Source organism: Anaerococcus hydrogenalis DSM 7454 (genome assembly GCF_000173355.1).
Lineage (GTDB): Bacteria > Bacillota > Clostridia > Tissierellales > Peptoniphilaceae > Anaerococcus > Anaerococcus hydrogenalis.
This window is the reverse complement of record NZ_ABXA01000036.1, coordinates 43,104-64,048: the sequence shown is the minus strand read 5'-3', so window position 1 is coordinate 64,048 and position 20,945 is coordinate 43,104. Positions and strand designations below refer to the sequence as shown.

The following is a 20,945-nucleotide window of genomic DNA, read 5'->3' as shown; positions in this document are numbered from 1 at the left end:
TTTCACAAAAAAAAGACAGGCGAACCTATCTTTTTAAAATTTTTTGAATTATTAATGAAATTATCATCCCAATAACAGCAATAACTACTATAGCACCACCTGGTTTTATTCCCAGATAAAAACTTGCGCTAATTCCTGCCATCATATAAATTATTGCGATAATAATGGATTTTATAAAAGTTTCTCTATAAGATTTTGAAATTAAAAGGGAACTTGCCACAGGTAGGACCATAAGAGATGAAATCATCAAAGCCCCAACAGTTTTTGTAGAAATTCCAATTGTAACAGCTGTCAAAAATGTAAAAATATTTGAAACTAATTTTGAATTAATTCCTGCCAAATTTGCCATTAATGGAGAAATTGAATTATATAGGAGAGGATAGTAAAGATAAAGGCTAAAAAATAAGACAAAAACAAAAATCACACTTACTACAATAAGGTCAGTTTTTGTAACACTAGTAATTGAACCAAATAAAAATGATTCAAAACTTGTTCCACCAGGGGTAAAATCTGACATAATAGCAGCTAGTCCAATTCCTAGACTCATTATTATAGCTGTAGCCATATCTCCAAAATTTTTGAATTTTTTTCTAATTATTTCTATAGCAAATCCTGCAATAATACAAATAATTATTGATGAAAAAACAGGATTTATTCCTATAATAAGTCCAAGAGCCACCCCAGAAAGAGCTGTGTGTGATAGGGCATCTCCTATCATAGATGTTCTCCTATTTACCATAACAATTCCAATCATAGGAATTATTATAGAAAGCATAAGCCCTACCAAAAGAGCCCTTTGCATAAATTCATAACTAAGCATCTACTATCCTTCCATTTTTTATCCTAATCTGACTTTTAGAAAATTCTCTTACAATATCCATCTCATGAGAAATCATTAAAATTGAAATTTTATGTTCATCATTTAAGTGGGCTAGAAGTTTAAGAAAGTCTCTTTTCGAATTTTCATCAACACCAACGGTAGGCTCATCTAAAATAAGAAGATCAGGATCGTTGACCATTGCCCTTGCAATCATAACTTTTTGAGCTTGGCCTCCCGAAAGTTGATTAAAAGGAATATTTAAAAGATTTTCTATATTTAAAATTTCAAAAGTATCATAAACTTTTTTATAACATTTTTTTGTTGGCCTATTAAAAATATTAAATTTTTTATACAAATTTAAAACAACAAATTCTTTTCCAGTTACTGGAAAGGCTACTTTGTTTGCATCATTAACTTGGGGTACATATCCGATTTTAGAAAAATCATCAAATTCTTCAATGTCTTTGCCAAATAATTTTATTTGTCCTGATTTTTTCTTCAAATCTTTTAAAATTAATTTTATAAGGGTAGACTTTCCAGAGCCATTTTCGCCCTGGATTGTCAAAAAATCTCCCCTATTTAAATCAAAACTTATATTTTTTAATATATTATCCTTGCCGTAAGAAAAGACTAAGTCTTTAACTTCTATATCCTTCATCTATTTTAAACTACTTTCCATTAATTCTAAGTTTTCTTTTATCATTTCTTGATAAGTTTTATTAGCTTTCAAATCGTCATCACTTGCATATTCTATAGTATTTATAGCCTTTGCGTCAAGTGATAATTCATTTGCTAAGGTCTTAACATTTTTATCAGAACCACCTTTTTCATAGAAAAGTGCTGAAATTTTTTCTTTTTTAACATAGTCAATGGAATCTTTCATTGTTTTTGCATCAGTTTCACTTGTTGAAGTTATTGAAGTAAGTGGAATTTGGGTTAAACCGTAATCACGAGCAAGGTATGAAAATGCTTCATGATCTACTAAGAATTTTTTATTTTCTTTATTTTTTAATTTTTCTCCATAAGTTTTATCAATTTCTTCAAGTTCTTTTTTAATTTTTCAAAATTTCCCATGTAATAATCTTTATTTTCTGGGTCTATTTCTGAAAGTTTGTCAGCAATATTTTTTGCTTGAATAATTCCATTTTTTGGACTTAACCAAATATGTGGATCATACATACCATGGTGGTGGTGATGGTGGTGATGTCCTTCTTCTTCATCTTCATGGTCATGATCATGGTGATCAGCATCTTCGTGATCATGGTGGTCAGAGTCTTCACTATCTTCCATGCTTTCATGGTCATGGTCGTCTTTGTCTTCGTGGTCGTGATGATCACTATCTTTATCTTCTTGTGAGCCTTCATGATCATGATGGTCACCATCTTCGTGGTCATGATCTTCTTCATCCTCAGTTTTTATTAAATCAATTCCCTTAGATGTATCAACCATTTCTACTTTTGAGGCATCTTCAACCTTATCTTTCCAAGATTCAAGACCTGCTCCATTTAAAAATAAAACCTTAGCATCAGATAATTTTGCCATATCTTTTGCTGATGGTTCAAAATCATGAACTTCTGTATTTAAATTTGTAAAAGATTCTACATTAAATTTATCTCCAGCTATTTGTTTAGTTAGATTATAAATTGGATAAAAAGAAGCATATATAGTTTCTTTTGTAGATTTTTCACTTTGATTTGTTTCATTTGAACTGTTTGAATCATTTGAGCTGTTTGTTTGGTTATTTTTTGCACATCCTGTTACAAAAAGACCCAAAACTAAAGCTATCGCTAAAAATTTCTTTTTCATTTTTTCCTCCTTATTGCGAATCATTTGCAAGAAGTATTATATAACTGTTTTATTTTTTGTCAATATGATATTATAAATAAAGAGGTGAATTTTTTGAAAGCAGCTGATTTATTAAGAAGTAAAAATATTAGAGTAACTGAAAAAAGAAGGATTATTTTAGAAAAAATAATAGAAAATAAAGATCCCATTTCTGCAGAGGAAATTTTAGAAAAATTAAAAGATGATAAGATAAACCTAGATCTTTCTACAATTTATAGGAATTTAAATACCTTAGAAGAAGTTGATCTTCTTTTAAAAAATACAAACCTTGATGGTATTTCTTATTTTCAATTAAATACAAATGACCACAAACATTTTATAACTTGCATGTCTTGTAATAAAAAATTTATTTTAGAAAATTGCCCAATTCATGAAGTTGAAGAAAAAATTGAAAAAGAAACAGGTTTTATTATTAAGGGACACAGTTTTGAATTTACAGGAATCTGTCCTGACTGTCAAAAAAAACATAAAATATAAAAAAGTTGATAAAGGATTCCTTTATCAACTTTTTATTTTAAACTCTTTTATTAAATTTTTCTTTATCAAATGAACCTACAGAATTTGCAACTATCATTGTTCCAGATGCATCTCCTGTTGTATTTATTGCAGTTCTTGCCATATCTAAAATTCTATCTATTCCCATTATCATGGCAATTCCTTCTACTGGAAGACCAACTGATGATAAGACCATTGATAAGGTTACAAGACCTACTGAAGGAATTCCTGCTGTTCCGACTGATGCTATTGTTGCTGTTAAGATTACAGTTATATAATCGTTTAAAGTTAAATCTATTCCATAAGCATTTGATATAAATACTACAGCAACTCCTTGCATTATTGCTGTTCCGTCCATATTTATTGTAGATCCCAAAGGAATTGTAAATGAAGAAATTTTCTTATCAACTCCAATTTCTTCTAAGGTTTGAATATTTAAGGGAACTGTTGCATTTGATGATGCTGTTGAAAATGCAAAAGTCATAACTGGGAAATATTTTTTCAAAAATGAAAATGGATTTACCCTTACAAAAAGTGTTAACAAAAGCATATAAACTATTAAAAGTTGGAAGGCAAGTCCCAATACAACCGAAAGCATATAGGAAAGCATTGATAAAATTACATCATAACCTAAACTAGAAAATGTTCTTGCTATTAAGAAAAATACACCAATTGGGGCAAGTTTCATAACAGCCATTGTCATACTCATCATCAAATCGTTCATTTCTGTAATTATATTTCCTAAAGTTTCTAGCCTATCTTCCATTGATGCAATTAAAAGTCCAACTATAACTGCAAAAATTATTATTTGTAACATATCTCCCTTTGCCAAGGCCTCGATTGGGTTTGTTGGAATCATGTTTAATAAGGTATCTTTTATCGAAGTTTTTTCTCCTGTATCCATATTAAATTCATTTGATCCCAATTTCATATTCATTCCCTTACCAGGACTAACAATAGAAGCTATAGATAATGCGACTATTATTGCAAGAGAAGTTGTTAATAAATAAAAAGCTACTATTCGAACTCCAACTTTTCCCAAAGTTTTTGTATCTCCCATATTTCTACAACCATCTGCGATTGAAAAAAATACAAGTGGAACTACAAGCATTTGCATAGCCCTTATAAACATTTGTCCTAGTATATAAAAAATTCCATCAATAACAATATCATCTTTTATATGACTTTGTGGTATAAAATAATGCATTACAATCCCAAGGACCATTCCCAAAATTAAGGCTATAAATATTTTGGATGTTAGTCCTCTTTTTCTTTGAGATTTAGCAGTCATAACCATACTCCCTTCTCAGATAGTCCTTTAGTGCATCTTCCCAAGTTGAAAAAGTGTTTTTCCCCAAAAGATCTAAATAATAATTATCTATTCCCCTAAATGCTGGTTCAAAATCTATCCTATCAGAATCTCTTACTTCTTCTATTCTTGCATCAAGTTTTGTTAAGTCTACAATTTTTTGTGCAAAGGCTCTAAAAGAACAGGTTCCTTCACAGGATGCATGATAAACACCATAGGCATTTGTATCCATAATAGAAATTAAAAATTTTGAAAGTTCATAAGCTGAAGTTGGTGAGCCATATCTTGATTTTGGTACTTTTATGAGTCCATTTTTACCTTGGTCTATAATTGATTCAACCAAATTATTTTCCTTAGAATAAAGCCTTGATACCCTTACAATAAAATATCTATCAGCAAAATCTTTTACAAATTCTTCTGCCAAAAATTTACTTTTGCCATAAACAGAGTTTGGATTTGCCTTATCAATTTCCTTGTATGGATGGATAGTTTGACCATCAAAAACATCTGCTGTAGATAATTGAACAAGTTTTGCCCTTACCCTATTAGATGCTATGGCAATATTTTTTGCTCCTAAAGCATTTAATAAATATGCCTTATCAGGATCATTTTCACATTTTAGTCTATCAGTAATTCCTGAGCAATTTATAATTATTTTTGGCCTATTCCTATCTACAAATAAATTTACTTCTTCTTGATTTGTAATATCAACTTCTTCCTTATCTGTAGCTATTATTTCAGCTTCCAAAGGATCTAAATATCTTACAAGAGTCGATCCAAGTCTACCATGGGCTCCTGTAATCCAAATTGTGTTAATTCTCATAAATTTTCCTTTCTATAATGTTAAAAAAAATAATAATATGTATTATTATAACATATTGCAAATTATTTTTCATTTTTATTTGCACAATATCTAGCTCTCATACGAAATAAATAAAAAAAGCTAGTAAAACTAGCTAATTTAATCCTATATCTTTTCTATAATACTTATTTTCATATTCTATTTTTTCACAGTCTTTGTAGGCAATTTTTCTTGCAGTCTCTAAATCTTTTCCACAAGCATTAATGGTTAAAACTCTTCCTCCATCTGTCAAAATTTTTCCATCCTTTATCTTTGTACCATTGTGAAAAATTAGAGAATCTTTTACCTGATCAAATCCCTTTATTTCTTTTTCTTTTTCATATTTTAGAGGATAGCCTTCAGAAACTAAAATTACACAAAGAGAAAAGTCATCTGACCATTTTATATCTTCTTTTTTTAAGGTATTATCAAGAGTTTTTTCTATTATTTCTACAAGATCACTTTCAAGTCTTGGCATGAGAGTTTCTGTTTCTGGATCTCCAAATCTTACATTAAATTCTAATACCTTAGGCAAGTCCTTATCTATCATAAATCCAATAAATAAAATTCCATTATAGGAAAATTTCGAATCATTAAATCCATCTTCTATTTGTTTTAAAATCTTTTCTATATTTTCCTCTGTTTTTTTAGAAAATTTACTTGGGGAGTATGTTCCAACGCCACCTGTATTTGGTCCCTTATTTCCAGCATAAATTTGCTTGTGATCCTTACAAGTCTCTAGTGGGAATAGTTTGTTATTTGATACTAAACATAAGAGTGAAGCTTCTTCTCCCTTTAAAAATTCTTCTATTACTACTGTTTTTCCCTCATCACCAAATATTTTTTTTACAAAAATATCATCTAGAGTTTCAAGGGCCTTTTTTTCATCTTCGCAAATTATAACCCCTTTTCCAAGGCAAAGTCCATCTGCCTTTATTACTAAAGGATAGGAAAATTCTTTTAGGGATTTTTTAGCTTTGTTAAAGTCATCAAAAGACTTATATTTTGCAGTTGGAATTTCATACTTTTCTAGGAAATTTTTGGTGAATTTTTTTGATTTTTCAAATCTAGCACATTCTTTATTTGGACCAAAAATTCTAAGATTATTTTTTTCAAACTCATCTACAATCCCCATACATAAAGGATCTTCAGGTCCTACTATGGTAAGGTCAATTTTTTCTTTTTTAGAAAAATCTACTAAAGCCTTTATATCTGTAGGTTCAATGTCTATGTTTTTACAAAAACTATTAGTTCCTGCATTTCCCTTTGCCATAAATATTTGATCAACTTTTTTTTGATTTTGATATCTTCCATGCCAAAGCGTGTTCTCTTCCACCATTTCCAATTATTAAAACTTTCATCAAAGACTCCTATTTTTTACGAAAACCTTATTATCTTTTATGTAAAACAAATCATCACAATAATCTCTTACAGATTTTTTTAAAATTTCATGTTCTTTTTCCAATACATTTTTTGCAATTTCATCAATTGTGTCATCTTGGTCAATTTTTACAATTTCTTGATAAATTATAGGACCAGCATCAGCATCTTTTGTTACAAAGTGAGTAGTTGCTCCTGTAAATTTCACACCTTTTTCAAAAACTTTTTCATGAACCCTTCTTCCATAAAATCCCATCCCACAAAATGAAGGTATGAGGGATGGGTGGATATTAATAATTTTTGATTCATATTGGTCAATTATTGATTGAGGTAAAATTTTTAGATATCCTGCAAGAACTACAAGGTCAATATTTTCTTTTTTTAATGTATTAAGTAGTAAATCATTGTCTGTACAAACCATAGTTTTTATAGAGGATTTTTTGGCTCTTTCAAGTCCGTATGCATCATGTTTATTAGAAATCACTATGGAAATTTGGCCATTTATTTCTTTTTTCTCACAAGAGTTTATTATGGCTTGGAGGTTAGTTCCAGATCCTGATATTAATATGGCAATATTTTTAAAATTTGAGGTCGAGTTTTTCATCATTTTCTACAACTTCTCCAAGGTCTAAAAGTTCATTTTCATCAATAATTTTTCTTACATCTTCTTCGTATTTTTTATCAACAGCAAATACTAGGCCAACGCCCATGTTGAAAGTTTCATACATATCTTTTTTGTTAAGATTTCCCCACTTTTGTAAAAATGAAAATATTTTTGGAGCTTCTACATTTGTAAGGTCAATTTTTGCACAAAGTCCATCAGGAATCATTCTTGGTATGTTTTCATAAAATCCTCCACCAGTTATATGGCTTAGGCCATTTATTTTAATTTTATCAAGTAAGGCTAAAACTTCTTTCACATAAATTTTTGTAGGTTTTAAAAGTTCTTCACCAAGACTTGTTTCTAGTCCATCAATTTTTTGATCTAAGGATAATTTTTCCTTTTCAAAGATGATTTTTCTTACAAGAGAATATCCATTTGAATGGATACCTGAAGATCTTAGGCCAAAAATATGGTCTCCTTTTTTTATTTTTTCACCGGTAATTATTTTTTCCCTATCAACTATTCCTACACAAAATCCTGCAAGATCATAGTCATTTTCCTTATAAAGTCCTGGCATTTCTGCAGTTTCTCCACCAATTAAAGAAGATTTTGCTTGAAGACATCCGTCAGCAACACCTTTTACAATTTTTTCCATTTTTTCTGGAATAAGTTTACCACAGGCAATATAGTCGAGGAAAAATAAGGGTCTTGCTCCTTGGCACAAAATATCATTTACACACATTGCAACACAATCAATTCCAATTGTATCGTGCTTATCCATCATTTGTGCAAGCATTACTTTTGTTCCAACCCCATCTGTTCCTGAAACTAAAACTGGATTTTTAACATCTAAATTTTCAAGGCTAAATAATCCTGAAAATCCTCCAATTTTACTTAAAACATTTTTTGATTGTGTTTTTTCTACAATACTTTTAATTAATTCAACTTCTTTTTGGCCATTTTCTACATCAACACCAGCATCTTTATAATTTATTGACATTTTATTTCCTTTCTAAAGGGTTAAACCCATCAAAACAATTTTCATAATATGTTTTGTTTCCACAAGCTTCTCTTAATCCTTCTAGGGAAATAAATCCCAAAGAATCTGCTCCAATAATCTTTCTTACTTCTTCTACACTTCTGTTATAACTTATCAAATGTTCCTTATCGGCAACATCAAAGGTATAATTTTCTTCTTTTATAACTTGAGGAGATGCTATTCTAATATGAACTTCTTTAGCTCCCGATTCTCTTAAAATTTCTATTACTCTTTTTACAGTATTTCCTCTTACTATAGAATCATCCACTAAAACAACTCTCTTTCCTTCTAAAAGATGTTTGATAGGATTTAGCTTTATCCTAATTCCTTTTTGCCTAGTAGAATCTGTTGGAAGAATAAAAGTCCTATTTATATACCTATTTCTAACTATTGCCCTTTCATATTTTATATTTGATGCACGAGAAAATCCTACTGCAGAAATAAGTCCACTATCTGGACTGCCTACAACAATGTCAGCATCTACTGGATGTTCCTTAAATAAAATTTCTCCCATCCTTATCCTTGCATCATAAACACTAACTCCATTTATGTATGAATCTGGTCTTGCTGTGTAAACAAAATCAAAAATACATGGAGAATTTGAAATTTCTTTTGAAAAATATGATTTTTCTCCGTCATAATCTACAATATAAATTTCTCCAGGCTTAAGTTCATGGCAAATTTGTCCACCTATTGATTCAATTGCACATGATTCGCTTGCAACTATATAATTATCATCATTTTTTCCTACACAAAGGTTTTTGATTCCATAATGGTCTCTAACAGCAATCATCCTTTTACCACTAACAATCAAAAGAGCATATACCCCATTTAACTTATTAACATATTCAATAATTTCGTCTTCATTTTTAGAATTTAAATTATTGACAATTTCTTCTGGAGAATTTTCATCAAAAAATTTACCATCAATTGCTATTAAATTTTTGTGGTTAGAATTTTTCGGATAAAACATCCAAGGCATTGGTAAAAGTGACCTATCATCTTCAGCAAACATATATTTTGCATGAGCTAGTCCAACATTTCCTGCAAGAGTTGATATATTATCAAGACCGATATTATTAGCAATTTCACCCTTGCCTCTTATTTCTGATAATCTTTCATGAGAAAGAAGAGATATTCCCATAGCCTCCTGTCCCCTATGTTGGATAGCATAGAGGGCAGAATAAAGGTCTGGGAAAATATTTTTATATTTCTTTTTTGAAAATATTCCTACAATTCCACTCATTATTTATTTGCCTTATATTCATATTCAGAATTATCTATAGTTTCTTTCATCTTAACTCTCATATCTTTTAATTTTTCTCTTAGTAAATCATATTTTACTGAAAGAATTTCAGCAGCTAAGATTGCAGCATTTTCTCCACCACCAATTGCAACTGTAGCAACAGGAACTCCACTTGGCATTTCAACTGTAGAAAGTAGGGCCTCAATTCCTCCAAGATGGGATGATTTTGCAGGAATTCCTATTACAGGTCTTGTTGTTAAAGCTGCTATTACTCCTGATAAATGAGCTGCCTTTCCAGCAATTCCTATATAAACTTCACTTTCATCTTCGCTTTCTTTTACATATTTTTCTAAACTTTTCAAAGCTCTGTGGGCAGAAATTACCTTAACTTCATAATCAATACCAAATTCCATCAATTTAGAAACAACCTTATCAGCAATTGGGCTATCAGACAGTGATCCCATAATTATAGAAACTTTCATGTAAACTCCTTATTAAAGTCCTAAATATTTTGATAATTCCAATGGCTCAATATATTTTCCATCTTTATAAGCTCTCATATTTCCACCAGAAACTTCATCGATCAAAACAACCTCACCAGTTGAAGCAAGCCTTCCCCATTCAAATTTAATATCATATAGATCAAGACCATATTCAGCCAAAATATCTTTTACAAGTTTTGCAACCTTCTTATTTTCTTTAATTATTTCTTTGTATTCATCGTGAGATAAGATATTTAATTCAACTAATCCATCTTCTGTGATTAGTGGATCTTCACGATCATCATCTTTTAAAGTAATTTCAGAATAGGCATCAAGATCTTGACCTTCTGTTGCATAAAGTCCATATCTTCTCATGAAAGATCCAACAGCTTTAAATCTTGTAATAACTTCTAGACCCTTTCCAAAAACACTACATTTTTCAATTTCCATAAGGTTTTTGTCAAGGTCTGCTCCAAGATAATGAGTTTTTACACCAGCTTCATTTATTTTTTCAAAGAAAAATTTAGAAACTTTTAGACATTCAGCACCAGCACCTTCTTTTTCACCAGCAACTTGGTTTCCACCAGTATCAAAAACTCCGTCAGTTCCTGTCATTGTGTCCTTAAATAGACAATAATATTTACCATTTTCTTCAACCAAATTTTTTGTCTTACCTTCGTAGATTGTATTCATTTTTTTCTCCTTAAAAAATTTAACAAAAAATAAGCCCAGAAGGACAGGCTACGAAACCTATCCTCCTGGGCTTTTATCCCTCTGGTGTAATACTTAAAAAAATATCCGTACCGCTCGGTCTTGAAAAATTCAGATCCCTAGGTACACTTTCGCCCATTTTCAATGAGCCATATTCTTCGTTCAAGTTCATAATACCAAGGCAAAATTTAATTGTCAAGAAAGTTTTTTGATAAAAAATTTTTTTATTATTAATAACTTGTAAAATATGGTATTTGAGATAAGATAATTAATAAGAAAAAAGAAAGGATTTAAAATGATTAAAAAGAAAAGCTTTATAAAAAGTATTCTTATAGGAATTCTTTTAATAACCACTATTTTATTTGGAGCAAAGTATTTTTCATCAAAGAATGAAAATAAAATCGACAATAAACTAATCCAAAACAGGATTGAAAGTGCAAAAGAGCTCACAACATTAAAATATTCCTACACAAATATGGGACAATTTGAAAATTCAAATAAGTTTTACGGCTATGACCTTCCCTTTACCCAAAAGAAATTTATAGTTTCTTACGATGGTGTGATTTCATACGGAGTCGACCTTGATAAAATGGATGTAAAAGTTTCTGGTAAAAATATAGATATAAAACTTCCAAAATCAAAGGTTTTATCCCACGAAATTTATGAAGATTCCCTTAAAATTTTCGACCAAAAAACATCAATTTTCAATCCAATCAAAATTGAAGACTATAATGATTTTGCAAAAAAACAAAAAAAATCTATAGAAAAAAAAGCTATTGAAAAGGGAATATTAGAAAAAGCTGATAAAAAATGTGAAAAAGCTATAAAAGATATTATAAATATCGACAATAGCCTAGAAGATTATACAATAAATATTCAATTTAAATAAGGGAAATTCCCTTATTTTTTTATCTAATATTAATTTATGAGAGGTAATAAAATGAAAATATATTTAGGTTGTGATTTATTCACAGAAGGACAAAGATGGCAAGCATTAGAAATTCAAAAAGCCTTGGAAAAAGAATTTTCTGATATAGAAATTTATAATCCTGCACAAAATCTAGAAATAAACGATAAATCAGCAGGATTTACAACAAATTATGATATTCTTTTAGCTGATTACGAAAGACTTAAAAACTCTGATATCCTAATAGGATTAATGGATACAAAAGATTTGGGACTTGCTGCAGAAATGGGAATAGCCTTTGAAAGAGGAGTACAAATTTTTCAACTATATACAGATATTAGACTAGGTGGAAATGACAAAGAAGACAAATTTGATCCAATGAAAAAAGACATTTTCCAAAATGATTTCTTATATATAAACAAACTAGTAACAGGACTTTCCTACGTTGACAAAAACGGAAATAAATTTAAAAAACCAAGAATTTATAAAAGAAAAGAAGATTTGATAGAAGATTTGATTTTGTATATAAAAGAAAATAAATAAAAAATAAGGCTTGTTGTAAAGTGAAATGATTTTCACAAAACAACAAGCCTTTTTGGCACGCCAAAGAGGATTCTGAAATTATAATTATTACAATATTATATATAGTTTTATAGTCGTGTAAATGTGGAATATAAAATATTAAATAAGCTATTAAATTCTATTAAAACTTATCTAACGTAACAATTGGCGTAATAATATAAAAAACGTAACAATCATATTTAAATACTATTCATTTAAAAATAACTTCAAATAATTATATAGAATCAAGCACAAAAAAGCTAGTAAAAAAATACTAGCTTTTCTTATTTTGTATTCAATTCATTTACAATTTCTATGATTATTATAAATTTTGTTAAATTTAGCTCTTGCTTAATAACAACTCCATATACTCTAAAAAATAATAAAGTGAGCTTTGTTCTGATTTAATAAAATTTTCGTTATATACTCCCTTTTTAAATTCTTTTTTTTCATAATATAGTTTTTTGTTCTTAAAATATTTTTTTCCATTATAAAAAGAACCTTCATTTTGTGTTATAAACTTAAAAACTCCATTTCCTTTTTTGTAGTGTAAACCAGTCAACTCATTTATATTTTTATTAATAGAAGCAGCTACCCAATTTTCAAAGTTATTGTAAGTCAAAAAAATATTATTTTTAATATTTATCTTCTCTAAAGTTTTTATCAAACTTTTTAACTTTTTCTTTTCATTTTGTACGCTAGTACATCTATCTAAATCCATTATAAACAAAGCAATATTAATAACTTGTGAATTCTTTTTAAGATAATTTTCTGCACCTTGATAGCTACCACCTTTAAGTGTGTGAAAGTTTACATTATTCGTTAAAAGCTTAAATTCTTTTAATAAATTCTTTATATAGTATTCCTCTGTTTCTCCCTCGCATATGATCAATATTTTTTCTGTTGTTTTTAAATTTCGTTTTTTCGGTCTTCTATTCATTTGTATCAAAAGAACCTTTCATATACAATTCATTTATACCTTTTTTCCCACTCCTAAAGTCATATTCTTCTAAAGAATGTAGAACTGTAGATAAATCAGAATTCTTATATACAAAATACATCTGAGAAGATTTAAACATATCTAAATTTAATAAAGTTAAATTGTGAGTAGAAATAATAATTTGTCCAGTAGTATTATTTTCCGAATTTATAAACGAATTAAATAAATTTATCAACGCTTTTGAACCTATGGAAGAATCTAATTCATCAATAAATATAGATTTTCCATCATACATCTTTAATATATTTGGTAGTAATCCTATTATTTTTTTTATTCCTAAAGATTCTGAAAGTAGATTAAATTGATCCTTATTTTTCCTGATCAGAATCATTTCAAACCCACGCCCTTTTTTATCATCTATTATTCTTTCATCAAATTTAAAATCTATAATAGTATTATCTAATGACTGTAGTATAGATATTACAATATTTTTCAATTTCTCTATTTCATTTTTCACTTCTTCAGAAAAAAGATCTACAGGGAACCATTTCATTTCTTTGTTTACAAATGATTCTGCAACTACCTTTATATTATCTATAGATTTAAAGAAAGAATCTATAGGAACGTCTAAAATATCTTTCAACTTTAATAATAAAGTATTTGATGAAGATTTAGAAAATAGTTTCTCTAAAACTTCAATTTCTTTTTTGTCTGTTGGTAAATCATTAACTCTTAACTTATTATTAAAAAATGTATAAATTTCATTGTCATTCTTAACCAACTTTTCTTTAACTATATATCCATCCTTATTAAAAGAAATATAGTACTTATATATATCTTCATTATCATCTAGTAGTGAGATTCCAAATGAAATCTCATTAGAATGCTTATTAAAAATATCTTTATCAATTTCACCTAAACCATTTTTTATTATACTTTTCATCTTCTCAAGTGCATAAAACCAATTTGTTTTACCAGATGCATTATCTCCAAATAATAATAAAGACTTCATTGGTCTACACTTTCTATGTGTATGAAAGTTGTCATTGTATTTTGTATTTGTTATGCGTGATCCCTTAAATGGTGTAAAATAAACTGTTTGTTCATTTTTAAATGAAAGAAATCCACTTACTGAAAATTCTAAAATCATTCTACACCTCCTTCTTACTTTTATTTAATTATATCATAATTAAAAAGATAATCAATAAATATGTTTATCTTTAATTATAAAATTTTATGTAGAATAAAAAAGACCACCAGCCAAAAGCCAGTGGCCAATGCAGAAATTTTTGATAAACACAATACATAGTCTATCTATCAATTATATTGTACTTTTTTTAAAACCTAATCCAAGGTGTTGTATCTCCAGAAAGTCTCCTACAAGCAACATATCTCCTTTGACCAGAATTTGCTCCAATGTAGGAAATCCATCTGTAACCATCACCTTCCCAGACTTGATCATAATGTATTGGTTCATTTTTTTCATAACAAGCTACAACAGGTGAGCTTAGTGATGGGCCTGTTCTTACATTACATTCTGTTAAAGTTATTCCCGTCCATTTTTCATACTTAATAAGTTTTCCTTTTTTATTAGATCCTTTAACTTCTGGCCAAACTTGATTCCCATTTTTATTATAAACTTTATAATTATATTTTTTGGCCAAACTTTTTGCACTTTCTAAGTTCTTGAAAGCCCCCTTTTGACTTTTAGAATCGCTCCAAGATTTTCTAACCCTATACAAATCTGCCACAGTTTTTGCTGTATAATTTCCACCCTTTAGTCTTTTGTTTACCTCATTTGCAATATAGGAAAACTTGCTGCCTAAGTATGGACCAGGGCAAGTTGTTTGTGCATACCATTCATGTTTTTGTAATACTCCATCCTTCCATCCTGTATAAGTACAAGGATAAATATTATTTCTTTTACATATATCTGTTACCAAATCGATTAACCTATTTAATACAAAATCTGATACTGGCCAATTGCCACCGTATTGGCTGTTAGATGTTTCTATTGTTACTGCACGATTGTCGCACCAGGCTGAAGATGTTGTCCATGCCCTGTTTGCTTCATCTACAACTAAAACAATTTTTCCATCTGATCCAACTCCATAATTGCAAGAAGCTTGCCTAGATGTAGATTTAAAAACACTACCAATTCCAGCAGCTGTCAAAACTCCTGCCGTATGGTGAATAGCTATTTTTGTGATAGAATGTTTTCTTGTTCCGCTATGGTTAGGACTGTAATCTGTTCTATTTACTAAGCTTGAATTACTCATTTTTATCTCCTTTTTGATTAGTTACTTCGTCTTCAATATTTTGGTTTATATAAGAGTTAAGATCTCCATAAGCTTTATCTAAAATTTCTCTAGATTCTTTATCTAGAATTTTATTAATTTTGTTTTTGTTTTATTCCAAGCTTCTTCTTGTTGGTCTCTATCAAATTTCCCTTCTTTTTTAAGATCTCCAACAAACTCTTGATTGGTGGCTGATACGCATTTTGTAATTATATCTAATAGCTTGTAGCTTGCGTCTCTAAATTTTATATTTTCTATTTTTGCTATTTTCTCTTTGCTTAGGTTACTTAAATATACAAATACATTTGTCAAAACTAATATTCCTACACTTACTAAAATTTTTATTAAAATATCATTCATTTTTTACTCCTTGTGAAGTTCCTTGTGAAATTGTATCGGCTATTTTCCAACACTTCATCCACATTGTGTTATATGATCTGTTTATTAGTGTGTACTAAAAAAGGACTAGATTTTACCTAGTCCTAAGCACTTTTATCAATGTCATCTGCTATATCATCTATTTTATTATTCAAAACAGTAACGTCTTTTTGTATCTGATTTACCCCTTGCTTAATCTCAGCAAGGGAAGCCCCGGAGGAAGAGTTATGCACCTCTAATTTTTCTCCCAAACACCTTACTTCCCCTTTATTTGTTTCAATAGATTGGGTTACTTTTTCAGTTAAATTTAGGATCTTATCGTTATTTTCTTTTTGTAATTTTCTGTCTTCTGCTCTTTCGCTTCTTTTTATGCTAGTATCTTCCATATACACCTTAAGAAAAATCGCCGCTATTACTACCAGAGGACCATTTTTTATTAATGCACTTGCTATCATAGTCCATTCCATACTATCACCTACTTTAAATAACTTTTATAAAATTCGATTGTGAAACTTTATATACTTCAAAACCAACATTACCAAAAATGATGACTCCTCCATATAAATTTTGATATTTATGAATAAAACATACAGATTCATTTCCATTAAGAATTGCTCTGATTGTTAATTGATCGTTGCCAAAAGAATCCCAATGCTGTTTAATAACACCAATATGATCACCATTTTTAACAGTATCATCTTTTCTGTATATATATTTAATATCTTTCAAATCCCCCACGCCATTGTTGTTAATAAAATCCTCTAATTTTTTTTATATTTTCATTTTGTTCTACTATTTGATCTGATAATTTTTCTCCAAATATCAATCTACTTAAACGCATAACTTCCTCCTAATCAGAAACTTCGCTAATAACATTATGATTTTCTAGCACATTAAATTTAAAATTCAAGTTCATCAAATTTGATATTTGATTTTGTAAATTAGAAAATTGATTTGCACTTTCTTTGCTTTCAAACTTAGTAGCATTTTCAATATTATCAGTCCAATAGATATTTCCATTATATCTATCAAATTGTGCCAACATTTCTGATTCATCTTGTTTTCTCACGACAATATAATTAGTAATATCTTTTATAAATTTACTTTCCATCTTTGCCTCCTTCACTTTCCACATTTTCTTGATTAATTATAGGATTTAAAAAAGCGACATTCCTGATTGATATTTCAAATTCATCCAGGTCTGCCACTTCAATTTTTTCTATATTTACTTCTGTTTTTTCATTTAATAATTCAGCAACTTCATCATCATTTGAGTCTTTTATTATTTTGTTACATATAATTATTACATCTTCTAGTGAACGCAGTATCTTGCTTAATTTAAAAGCTGTCTTAACCGATACTTTTTGATCTATAATTTCACTTATAGCACTATGAATACCATATATTTCATTATTTGTAAGTTTCATTTAATCTCCTTATCTTACAGAATTGTTCCATGCATCTATCATTTCATTTAAACTATTTCTTGTATCTCTTAAATCATTTCTAACTTTGTCTAAATCTTTTTCTGTAGCTAGTTTATTGGAAGTTCCAAAACTTGTGTGATATATTCCATTCCATGCAACACTTAATCCATCTCCACTAGAGTCTGATATTTCTACTCCCTTCTTAGAATTAACATTTGTAGTTTTTATTTTAAAATCATTATTAAAATATATACTATTATTAATAAAAATGTCTTTTGTAAAATATGTTTCATATTGAAATTGAATCGGGTAATACGACTTAGATAATTTCCTACTCTTATTGTACTTATCTAGGATTAGATAACTATGATAGTTTTCTTCCTCATCATCGTAACCCAATGAAATATTATTTTCGCTTGCTTTGTGAAGTATTTTAATTGTAAATCGACCATTATCCAAATATGAATTTGAGAAAGCTCCCAATCTTTTATCATCCGGTCCATAAAAGGTATAACCACCTTTATCTAATATTGCTCTTAAAGAATCTTTATAATAAAAAAGCAAAGATGCATGCAAAATAGAAAGTTTTGAATTTGATGTTCTAAAATGAAATGTTCCTGAATCAAGATTCCATAATCCATTTTTACCAGAAATGGTTCCAGATTTTATTGCATTAGCATTCAAGTTTTTAACAGTAATATATCTAGCATCAAGTGTTCCACCTTTGATTTTGCTTGCAGATAAAGTACCAGTTACAATTTTATTCGCATCTAAATTAACTACATTTATTTTCTTAGCATCTAAAGTTTTTCCTACAGCCCAATCAAAAGTTACATTTTTTAAAAGAGCATCTGTAATTGCAGCAGTTGATATATGAGCTGTCTTTATTAAACCATTTTCAATATAAGTTCCTTTAGATGTTATGTTTAATATTGACTTATTGGTGTCATCACTAGCCTTTATTAGGACATTTCCTGCTTGAGTATTTATTTCTCCTAATAAATCCCCTTTTTTAACACTTATATCTATTTGATTTTTCAATATATTCAATTGACCAGTAAAATTATTTCTTATATCTGAAACTTCTAGGTTCATAGAATCTGTTAATAGCTTAAATTTTGTTCCAATATTTTTATTGTAATCTATCATACTCAATTGAATTTTATCTATATCTTGGTATATCTGAGAAATATTTCCATCATTATCGGATGAAACCCTCATCCAATCATCCCATGAAAATTTCTCACCTTTCTGCTTAGCTTTAACACATATCCAAGTACCAGAATCAGAAAGTTCTTCTAAAAATATTTCATCATTCTCATATATTACATCATAATCTTCATTTGCAAGTTTATAATTACTTTTAAACCATACACATCCTAATTTATAAGGTGGAACTGGTGTATTATTTATTAAATTTGCAAATTCAGTAATATTTTCTGGTAAATTTCTAAGAGTTGTAGAGTGTTCATTTATCATATGTCTTATTGTTGAAATAGAAGTATTTCCAGTTTTACCTTCTAAATCAGCTATAACTCTATTATTTCCATCTACCGTTTCTGTTAATACATTTAGCTTTACATCTTGGCCGTTTATTTTTTTATTCAAAGAAGATATGTTGTTATTTACTGTTGATATGCTAGAATTAACATATTCAGTTGTACTATATCCTCTATCATTTAAATCGTTAGTTTTTACATATTCAGATAATTGTTTAGAAACTTTCCCAGCTTCTTTTTCTGCAACAGTTATAGCATATTTTTGAATTTCATTTGTCTTAGAATAATCCAAAAGTATATCTGATATTTTTTTATCTGTTTTTATTTGCTCTGTATACATTAATTTTTCAACATCACTATTTTTAGCATAATCTACAAGACCGTTCTTTAATTCTAACAATCCTTTTTCTGCTAAATTAGCTTGCTGTTCAATTAAGCTTGTATTATCTGTTGCAATTCTCTTCCAATCGTTCCAAGAAAATTTTTCACCTTTTTTCCTAGCTTTTATACATATGAAAAGTCCAGGATTTGCAAATTCATCCAATGTAATCCTATCATCATTAGACAATAAATCATATCCTTGGTCTATTTCTTTGGAAGGAGTGTAGTGTATCTTATACCATTTTTGTTTCAATTTATATGGTGGTGTTGGTGCTTTATCATAAAAATCAGCAGATATTTGTCCCATAATAGAACTTATATCATTTTCCAAATTACCTATGCTTTCTTGAGCTTCATTTAATTTCGATAAAGATTGTGATAAATCTCCAAGACTTTCTATATCAATCTTAATGCCTTCAAGTGATTTTTCTGCTTGGTCAGCCTTTTCTTCTGCCTTTTTTATAAGGTTTGAATTTTCATTCATTTTTTCTCTGAATTCTTTAAAAAGTCTTTCAGAAATCCTCTCAGTCCACTCCCCATTTTTATAAAAAAGCATATCTACAGAACCATCTGTATTTTCTCTATACCACATATCACCATTGCTTGGATTATTTGGTTTACTAGCTCCTGTATAAACTGTAGTCTTACCATCAGATGACTCCATCTGATAGTTTAATTGTTCATATACATTATTAAATTCTTTTTTCGTATTTTTTATTTCTTTTTGAAAAGAATCAGTGAATTTTTTTGTAACACTACCAAAGGTAAGCTTTATATCCTTACCTTCTCTAACAATCTTTTTTATTCTAGAATATGACCTATATCCTATTTCATCATCTATAGTTGGAACTTCATATCCTATTTTAGCTTCTATATCTAAATCTATGGCATCAACCACATACTCAGCTCTTGGTTGAGAAACTATATCTAACTCTTCTTGAGCTAATTTCTTAAGCTCGTGTGGATCAGTTATATCTTCTAACGTTAAAAAACCAAATAAGGGTAATTTATTTTTCTTATCACCTATTCCATATATTTTTGTAGCCACCTTGTTTTCAATATAGGGTATACCATCATTTATATCTTCTATCCCTATCCTTCTTCCATAGCCGCCACTTTCTTTTTCCTCACCTTTTCCAAAAGGAATAATAGCAGTTATTATAGGCTCAGATAAAATTTTCCTTTTAAATTTTACTATATTTTTACCAAACTCAAGCCTACCCTTACTCCTACCATCTCTTTGATAAATGAGGATTTTTCTTTCAGTAATTTTAGATCCTGAAAACCTATATTCAGTTATCCATTCACTCCTATAAGTTTCAACAATTTCTGAAAAAGCTTCAAGAGCTGAAATATGATAAAAACTATTTTTAGAAGATTGATTAGAGTTATATCCATTTATAAGTTGAAACTTCCACCTGGTATCTTTTAATATAGAACTTAAAGCCTTATCTATACCTCCCTGAGGTCTTAAATCCATTATTGGTATAGCTTGTAATTCAATCAAAGAATCTTGGCAAAAATAAGAATTTTCAGTAAAATGATACCTTGAATATTCTGTATCAATTATTACAAATTCATAAGCTATATTATCAATTAATGCTACTACCCTATATCCCTTTTCATACTTTTTTTCACTTTCAAACTCTAATGTTCTTAATTTACCAATTTCTTCTGTAAATTTAGGTTCAATATCTAGGCTATCAATTTGTGTTTCATCCCTATTATAAATATAAATCATAAAGATAACACCTCTCTATATTCTATACTTCCACTAGCATTT

The 20,945-nt window shown here is 28.9% G+C and carries 21 protein-coding genes and 2 pseudogenes; 3 read left to right on the top strand and 20 right to left on the bottom strand.

What is annotated here, in order from left to right; genetic code table 11:
* Nucleotides 1–25: 25 nt before the first annotated feature.
* The 3 genes and pseudogenes from ANHYDRO_RS06325 to ANHYDRO_RS06315 all read right to left on the bottom strand — a co-directional run bounded on the left by ANHYDRO_RS06325 (nucleotide 26) and on the right by ANHYDRO_RS06315 (nucleotide 2,626).
* A complete protein-coding gene (locus ANHYDRO_RS06325) occupies nucleotides 26–820 on the bottom strand; it encodes a metal ABC transporter permease (RefSeq protein WP_004814666.1) in 795 nt (264 codons plus the stop codon).
* A complete protein-coding gene (locus ANHYDRO_RS06320) occupies nucleotides 813–1,478 on the bottom strand; it encodes a metal ABC transporter ATP-binding protein (protein WP_004814663.1) in 666 nt (221 codons plus the stop codon). Before ANHYDRO_RS06320 ends, ANHYDRO_RS06325 begins: the two co-directional genes overlap by 8 nt.
* Nucleotides 1,479–2,626 (bottom strand): annotated as a pseudogene (locus ANHYDRO_RS06315) (metal ABC transporter substrate-binding protein).
* Between the two features lie 93 nt (nucleotides 2,627–2,719).
* On the opposite strand from ANHYDRO_RS06315, the gene ANHYDRO_RS06310 reads away from it, so the two are divergent.
* A complete protein-coding gene (locus tag ANHYDRO_RS06310; protein ID WP_039914266.1) occupies nucleotides 2,720–3,142 on the top strand; it encodes a Fur family transcriptional regulator in 423 nt (140 codons plus the stop codon).
* 37 nt (nucleotides 3,143–3,179) lie between these two features.
* Here the strand turns inward: ANHYDRO_RS06310 and ANHYDRO_RS06305 are convergent, their stop codons facing one another.
* From ANHYDRO_RS06305 to ANHYDRO_RS06270, 8 genes and pseudogenes are all read right to left on the bottom strand, one after another.
* Nucleotides 3,180–4,451, bottom strand: coding sequence for a dicarboxylate/amino acid:cation symporter (locus tag ANHYDRO_RS06305; RefSeq protein ID WP_004814656.1), 1,272 nt, complete (start codon nucleotides 4,449–4,451; stop codon nucleotides 3,180–3,182).
* A complete protein-coding gene (locus ANHYDRO_RS06300; protein ID WP_004814653.1) occupies nucleotides 4,441–5,292 on the bottom strand; it encodes an SDR family oxidoreductase in 852 nt (283 codons plus the stop codon). The genes ANHYDRO_RS06305 and ANHYDRO_RS06300 overlap by 11 nt, the downstream gene beginning before the upstream one ends.
* A gap of 133 nt (nucleotides 5,293–5,425) precedes the next feature.
* Nucleotides 5,426–6,671: pseudogene (gene purD / locus ANHYDRO_RS06295) on the bottom strand (phosphoribosylamine--glycine ligase).
* The gene (gene purN, locus ANHYDRO_RS06290; RefSeq protein ID WP_004814650.1) at nucleotides 6,671–7,297 is read right to left on the bottom strand and encodes a phosphoribosylglycinamide formyltransferase; all 627 of its coding nucleotides are present in this window, start codon (nucleotides 7,295–7,297) and stop codon (nucleotides 6,671–6,673) included. The pseudogene purD and the gene purN overlap by 1 nt, the downstream one beginning before the upstream one ends.
* Nucleotides 7,269–8,294, bottom strand: coding sequence for a phosphoribosylformylglycinamidine cyclo-ligase (gene purM / locus ANHYDRO_RS06285; RefSeq protein ID WP_004814649.1), 1,026 nt, complete (start codon nucleotides 8,292–8,294; stop codon nucleotides 7,269–7,271). The genes purN and purM overlap by 29 nt, the downstream gene beginning before the upstream one ends.
* A 1-nt stretch (nucleotide 8,295) precedes the next feature.
* Nucleotides 8,296–9,579, bottom strand: coding sequence for an amidophosphoribosyltransferase (locus ANHYDRO_RS06280; RefSeq protein WP_004814647.1), 1,284 nt, complete (start codon nucleotides 9,577–9,579; stop codon nucleotides 8,296–8,298).
* The gene (purE, locus tag ANHYDRO_RS06275; RefSeq protein ID WP_004814645.1) at nucleotides 9,579–10,061 is read right to left on the bottom strand and encodes a 5-(carboxyamino)imidazole ribonucleotide mutase; all 483 of its coding nucleotides are present in this window, start codon (nucleotides 10,059–10,061) and stop codon (nucleotides 9,579–9,581) included. Before purE ends, ANHYDRO_RS06280 begins: the two co-directional genes overlap by 1 nt.
* Before the next feature lie 12 nt (nucleotides 10,062–10,073).
* Nucleotides 10,074–10,754: a phosphoribosylaminoimidazolesuccinocarboxamide synthase gene (locus tag ANHYDRO_RS06270; protein ID WP_004814644.1), complete on the bottom strand. Its 681-nt coding sequence runs from the start codon at nucleotides 10,752–10,754 to the stop codon at nucleotides 10,074–10,076.
* Between the two features lie 313 nt (nucleotides 10,755–11,067).
* On the opposite strand from ANHYDRO_RS06270, the gene ANHYDRO_RS06265 reads away from it, so the two are divergent.
* Entirely contained in the window at nucleotides 11,068–11,661 is a 594-nt protein-coding gene (locus ANHYDRO_RS06265) for a DUF4230 domain-containing protein (protein ID WP_004814642.1), read from the top strand.
* A 51-nt stretch (nucleotides 11,662–11,712) separates the two neighbouring features.
* Nucleotides 11,713–12,222 (top strand): nucleoside 2-deoxyribosyltransferase, encoded by a 510-nt coding sequence (locus ANHYDRO_RS06260; protein WP_039914261.1) that lies wholly within the window; start codon nucleotides 11,713–11,715, stop codon nucleotides 12,220–12,222.
* 358 nt (nucleotides 12,223–12,580) lie between these two features.
* Here ANHYDRO_RS06260 and ANHYDRO_RS06255 read toward each other — a convergent pair whose 3' ends face one another.
* From ANHYDRO_RS06255 to ANHYDRO_RS06215, 9 genes are all read right to left on the bottom strand, one after another.
* Nucleotides 12,581–13,189 carry a hypothetical protein gene (locus ANHYDRO_RS06255; RefSeq protein WP_039914259.1) on the bottom strand — a complete coding sequence of 203 codons (609 nt, stop codon included), beginning with the start codon at nucleotides 13,187–13,189 and terminating at the stop codon, nucleotides 12,581–12,583.
* On the bottom strand, nucleotides 13,173–14,330 hold the full coding sequence (locus ANHYDRO_RS06250; RefSeq protein WP_004814637.1) for an AAA family ATPase: 1,158 nt from the start codon (nucleotides 14,328–14,330) through the stop codon (nucleotides 13,173–13,175). The genes ANHYDRO_RS06255 and ANHYDRO_RS06250 overlap by 17 nt, the downstream gene beginning before the upstream one ends.
* A gap of 187 nt (nucleotides 14,331–14,517) precedes the next feature.
* The gene (locus tag ANHYDRO_RS06245; RefSeq protein ID WP_004814636.1) at nucleotides 14,518–15,459 is read right to left on the bottom strand and encodes an N-acetylmuramoyl-L-alanine amidase; all 942 of its coding nucleotides are present in this window, start codon (nucleotides 15,457–15,459) and stop codon (nucleotides 14,518–14,520) included.
* Between the two features lie 102 nt (nucleotides 15,460–15,561).
* A complete protein-coding gene (locus ANHYDRO_RS06240) occupies nucleotides 15,562–15,837 on the bottom strand; it encodes a hypothetical protein (protein ID WP_004814634.1) in 276 nt (91 codons plus the stop codon).
* A gap of 122 nt (nucleotides 15,838–15,959) precedes the next feature.
* Complete coding sequence (locus ANHYDRO_RS06235; protein ID WP_004814631.1) at nucleotides 15,960–16,322, bottom strand: hypothetical protein; 363 nt, start codon at nucleotides 16,320–16,322, stop codon at nucleotides 15,960–15,962.
* Nucleotides 16,323–16,335: 13 nt separating this feature from the next.
* Nucleotides 16,336–16,584 carry a hypothetical protein gene (locus ANHYDRO_RS06230; RefSeq protein ID WP_039914255.1) on the bottom strand — a complete coding sequence of 83 codons (249 nt, stop codon included), beginning with the start codon at nucleotides 16,582–16,584 and terminating at the stop codon, nucleotides 16,336–16,338.
* A gap of 121 nt (nucleotides 16,585–16,705) precedes the next feature.
* The gene (locus ANHYDRO_RS06225) at nucleotides 16,706–16,966 is read right to left on the bottom strand and encodes a hypothetical protein (RefSeq protein ID WP_004814627.1); all 261 of its coding nucleotides are present in this window, start codon (nucleotides 16,964–16,966) and stop codon (nucleotides 16,706–16,708) included.
* Nucleotides 16,956–17,282 carry a hypothetical protein gene (locus tag ANHYDRO_RS06220; protein ID WP_004814625.1) on the bottom strand — a complete coding sequence of 109 codons (327 nt, stop codon included), beginning with the start codon at nucleotides 17,280–17,282 and terminating at the stop codon, nucleotides 16,956–16,958. Before ANHYDRO_RS06220 ends, ANHYDRO_RS06225 begins: the two co-directional genes overlap by 11 nt.
* Before the next feature lie 9 nt (nucleotides 17,283–17,291).
* Nucleotides 17,292–20,903 carry a phage tail spike protein gene (locus ANHYDRO_RS06215; RefSeq protein ID WP_004814623.1) on the bottom strand — a complete coding sequence of 1,204 codons (3,612 nt, stop codon included), beginning with the start codon at nucleotides 20,901–20,903 and terminating at the stop codon, nucleotides 17,292–17,294.
* Nucleotides 20,904–20,945: the final 42 nt, after the last annotated feature.

Coding starts and splice junctions, on each gene's coding strand:
- ANHYDRO_RS06225 (WP_004814627.1), bottom strand. CDS start 16,966: ATGGAAAGTAAATTTATAAAAGATATTACTAATTATATTGTCGTGAGA.
- ANHYDRO_RS06270 (WP_004814644.1), bottom strand. CDS start 10,754: ATGAATACAATCTACGAAGGTAAGACAAAAAATTTGGTTGAAGAAAAT.
- ANHYDRO_RS06300 (WP_004814653.1), bottom strand. CDS start 5,292: ATGAGAATTAACACAATTTGGATTACAGGAGCCCATGGTAGACTTGGA.
- purN (WP_004814650.1), bottom strand. CDS start 7,297: ATGATGAAAAACTCGACCTCAAATTTTAAAAATATTGCCATATTAATA.
- purM (WP_004814649.1), bottom strand. CDS start 8,294: ATGTCAATAAATTATAAAGATGCTGGTGTTGATGTAGAAAATGGCCAA.
- ANHYDRO_RS06235 (WP_004814631.1), bottom strand. CDS start 16,322: ATGGAATGGACTATGATAGCAAGTGCATTAATAAAAAATGGTCCTCTG.
- ANHYDRO_RS06215 (WP_004814623.1), bottom strand. CDS start 20,903: ATGATTTATATTTATAATAGGGATGAAACACAAATTGATAGCCTAGAT.
- ANHYDRO_RS06245 (WP_004814636.1), bottom strand. CDS start 15,459: ATGAGTAATTCAAGCTTAGTAAATAGAACAGATTACAGTCCTAACCAT.
- ANHYDRO_RS06260 (WP_039914261.1), top strand. CDS start 11,713: ATGAAAATATATTTAGGTTGTGATTTATTCACAGAAGGACAAAGATGG.
- ANHYDRO_RS06250 (WP_004814637.1), bottom strand. CDS start 14,330: ATGATTTTAGAATTTTCAGTAAGTGGATTTCTTTCATTTAAAAATGAA.
- ANHYDRO_RS06265 (WP_004814642.1), top strand. CDS start 11,068: ATGATTAAAAAGAAAAGCTTTATAAAAAGTATTCTTATAGGAATTCTT.
- ANHYDRO_RS06320 (WP_004814663.1), bottom strand. CDS start 1,478: ATGAAGGATATAGAAGTTAAAGACTTAGTCTTTTCTTACGGCAAGGAT.
- ANHYDRO_RS06305 (WP_004814656.1), bottom strand. CDS start 4,451: ATGACTGCTAAATCTCAAAGAAAAAGAGGACTAACATCCAAAATATTT.
- purE (WP_004814645.1), bottom strand. CDS start 10,061: ATGAAAGTTTCTATAATTATGGGATCACTGTCTGATAGCCCAATTGCT.
- ANHYDRO_RS06325 (WP_004814666.1), bottom strand. CDS start 820: ATGCTTAGTTATGAATTTATGCAAAGGGCTCTTTTGGTAGGGCTTATG.
- ANHYDRO_RS06220 (WP_004814625.1), bottom strand. CDS start 17,282: ATGAAACTTACAAATAATGAAATATATGGTATTCATAGTGCTATAAGT.
- ANHYDRO_RS06280 (WP_004814647.1), bottom strand. CDS start 9,579: ATGAGTGGAATTGTAGGAATATTTTCAAAAAAGAAATATAAAAATATT.
- ANHYDRO_RS06240 (WP_004814634.1), bottom strand. CDS start 15,837: ATGAATGATATTTTAATAAAAATTTTAGTAAGTGTAGGAATATTAGTT.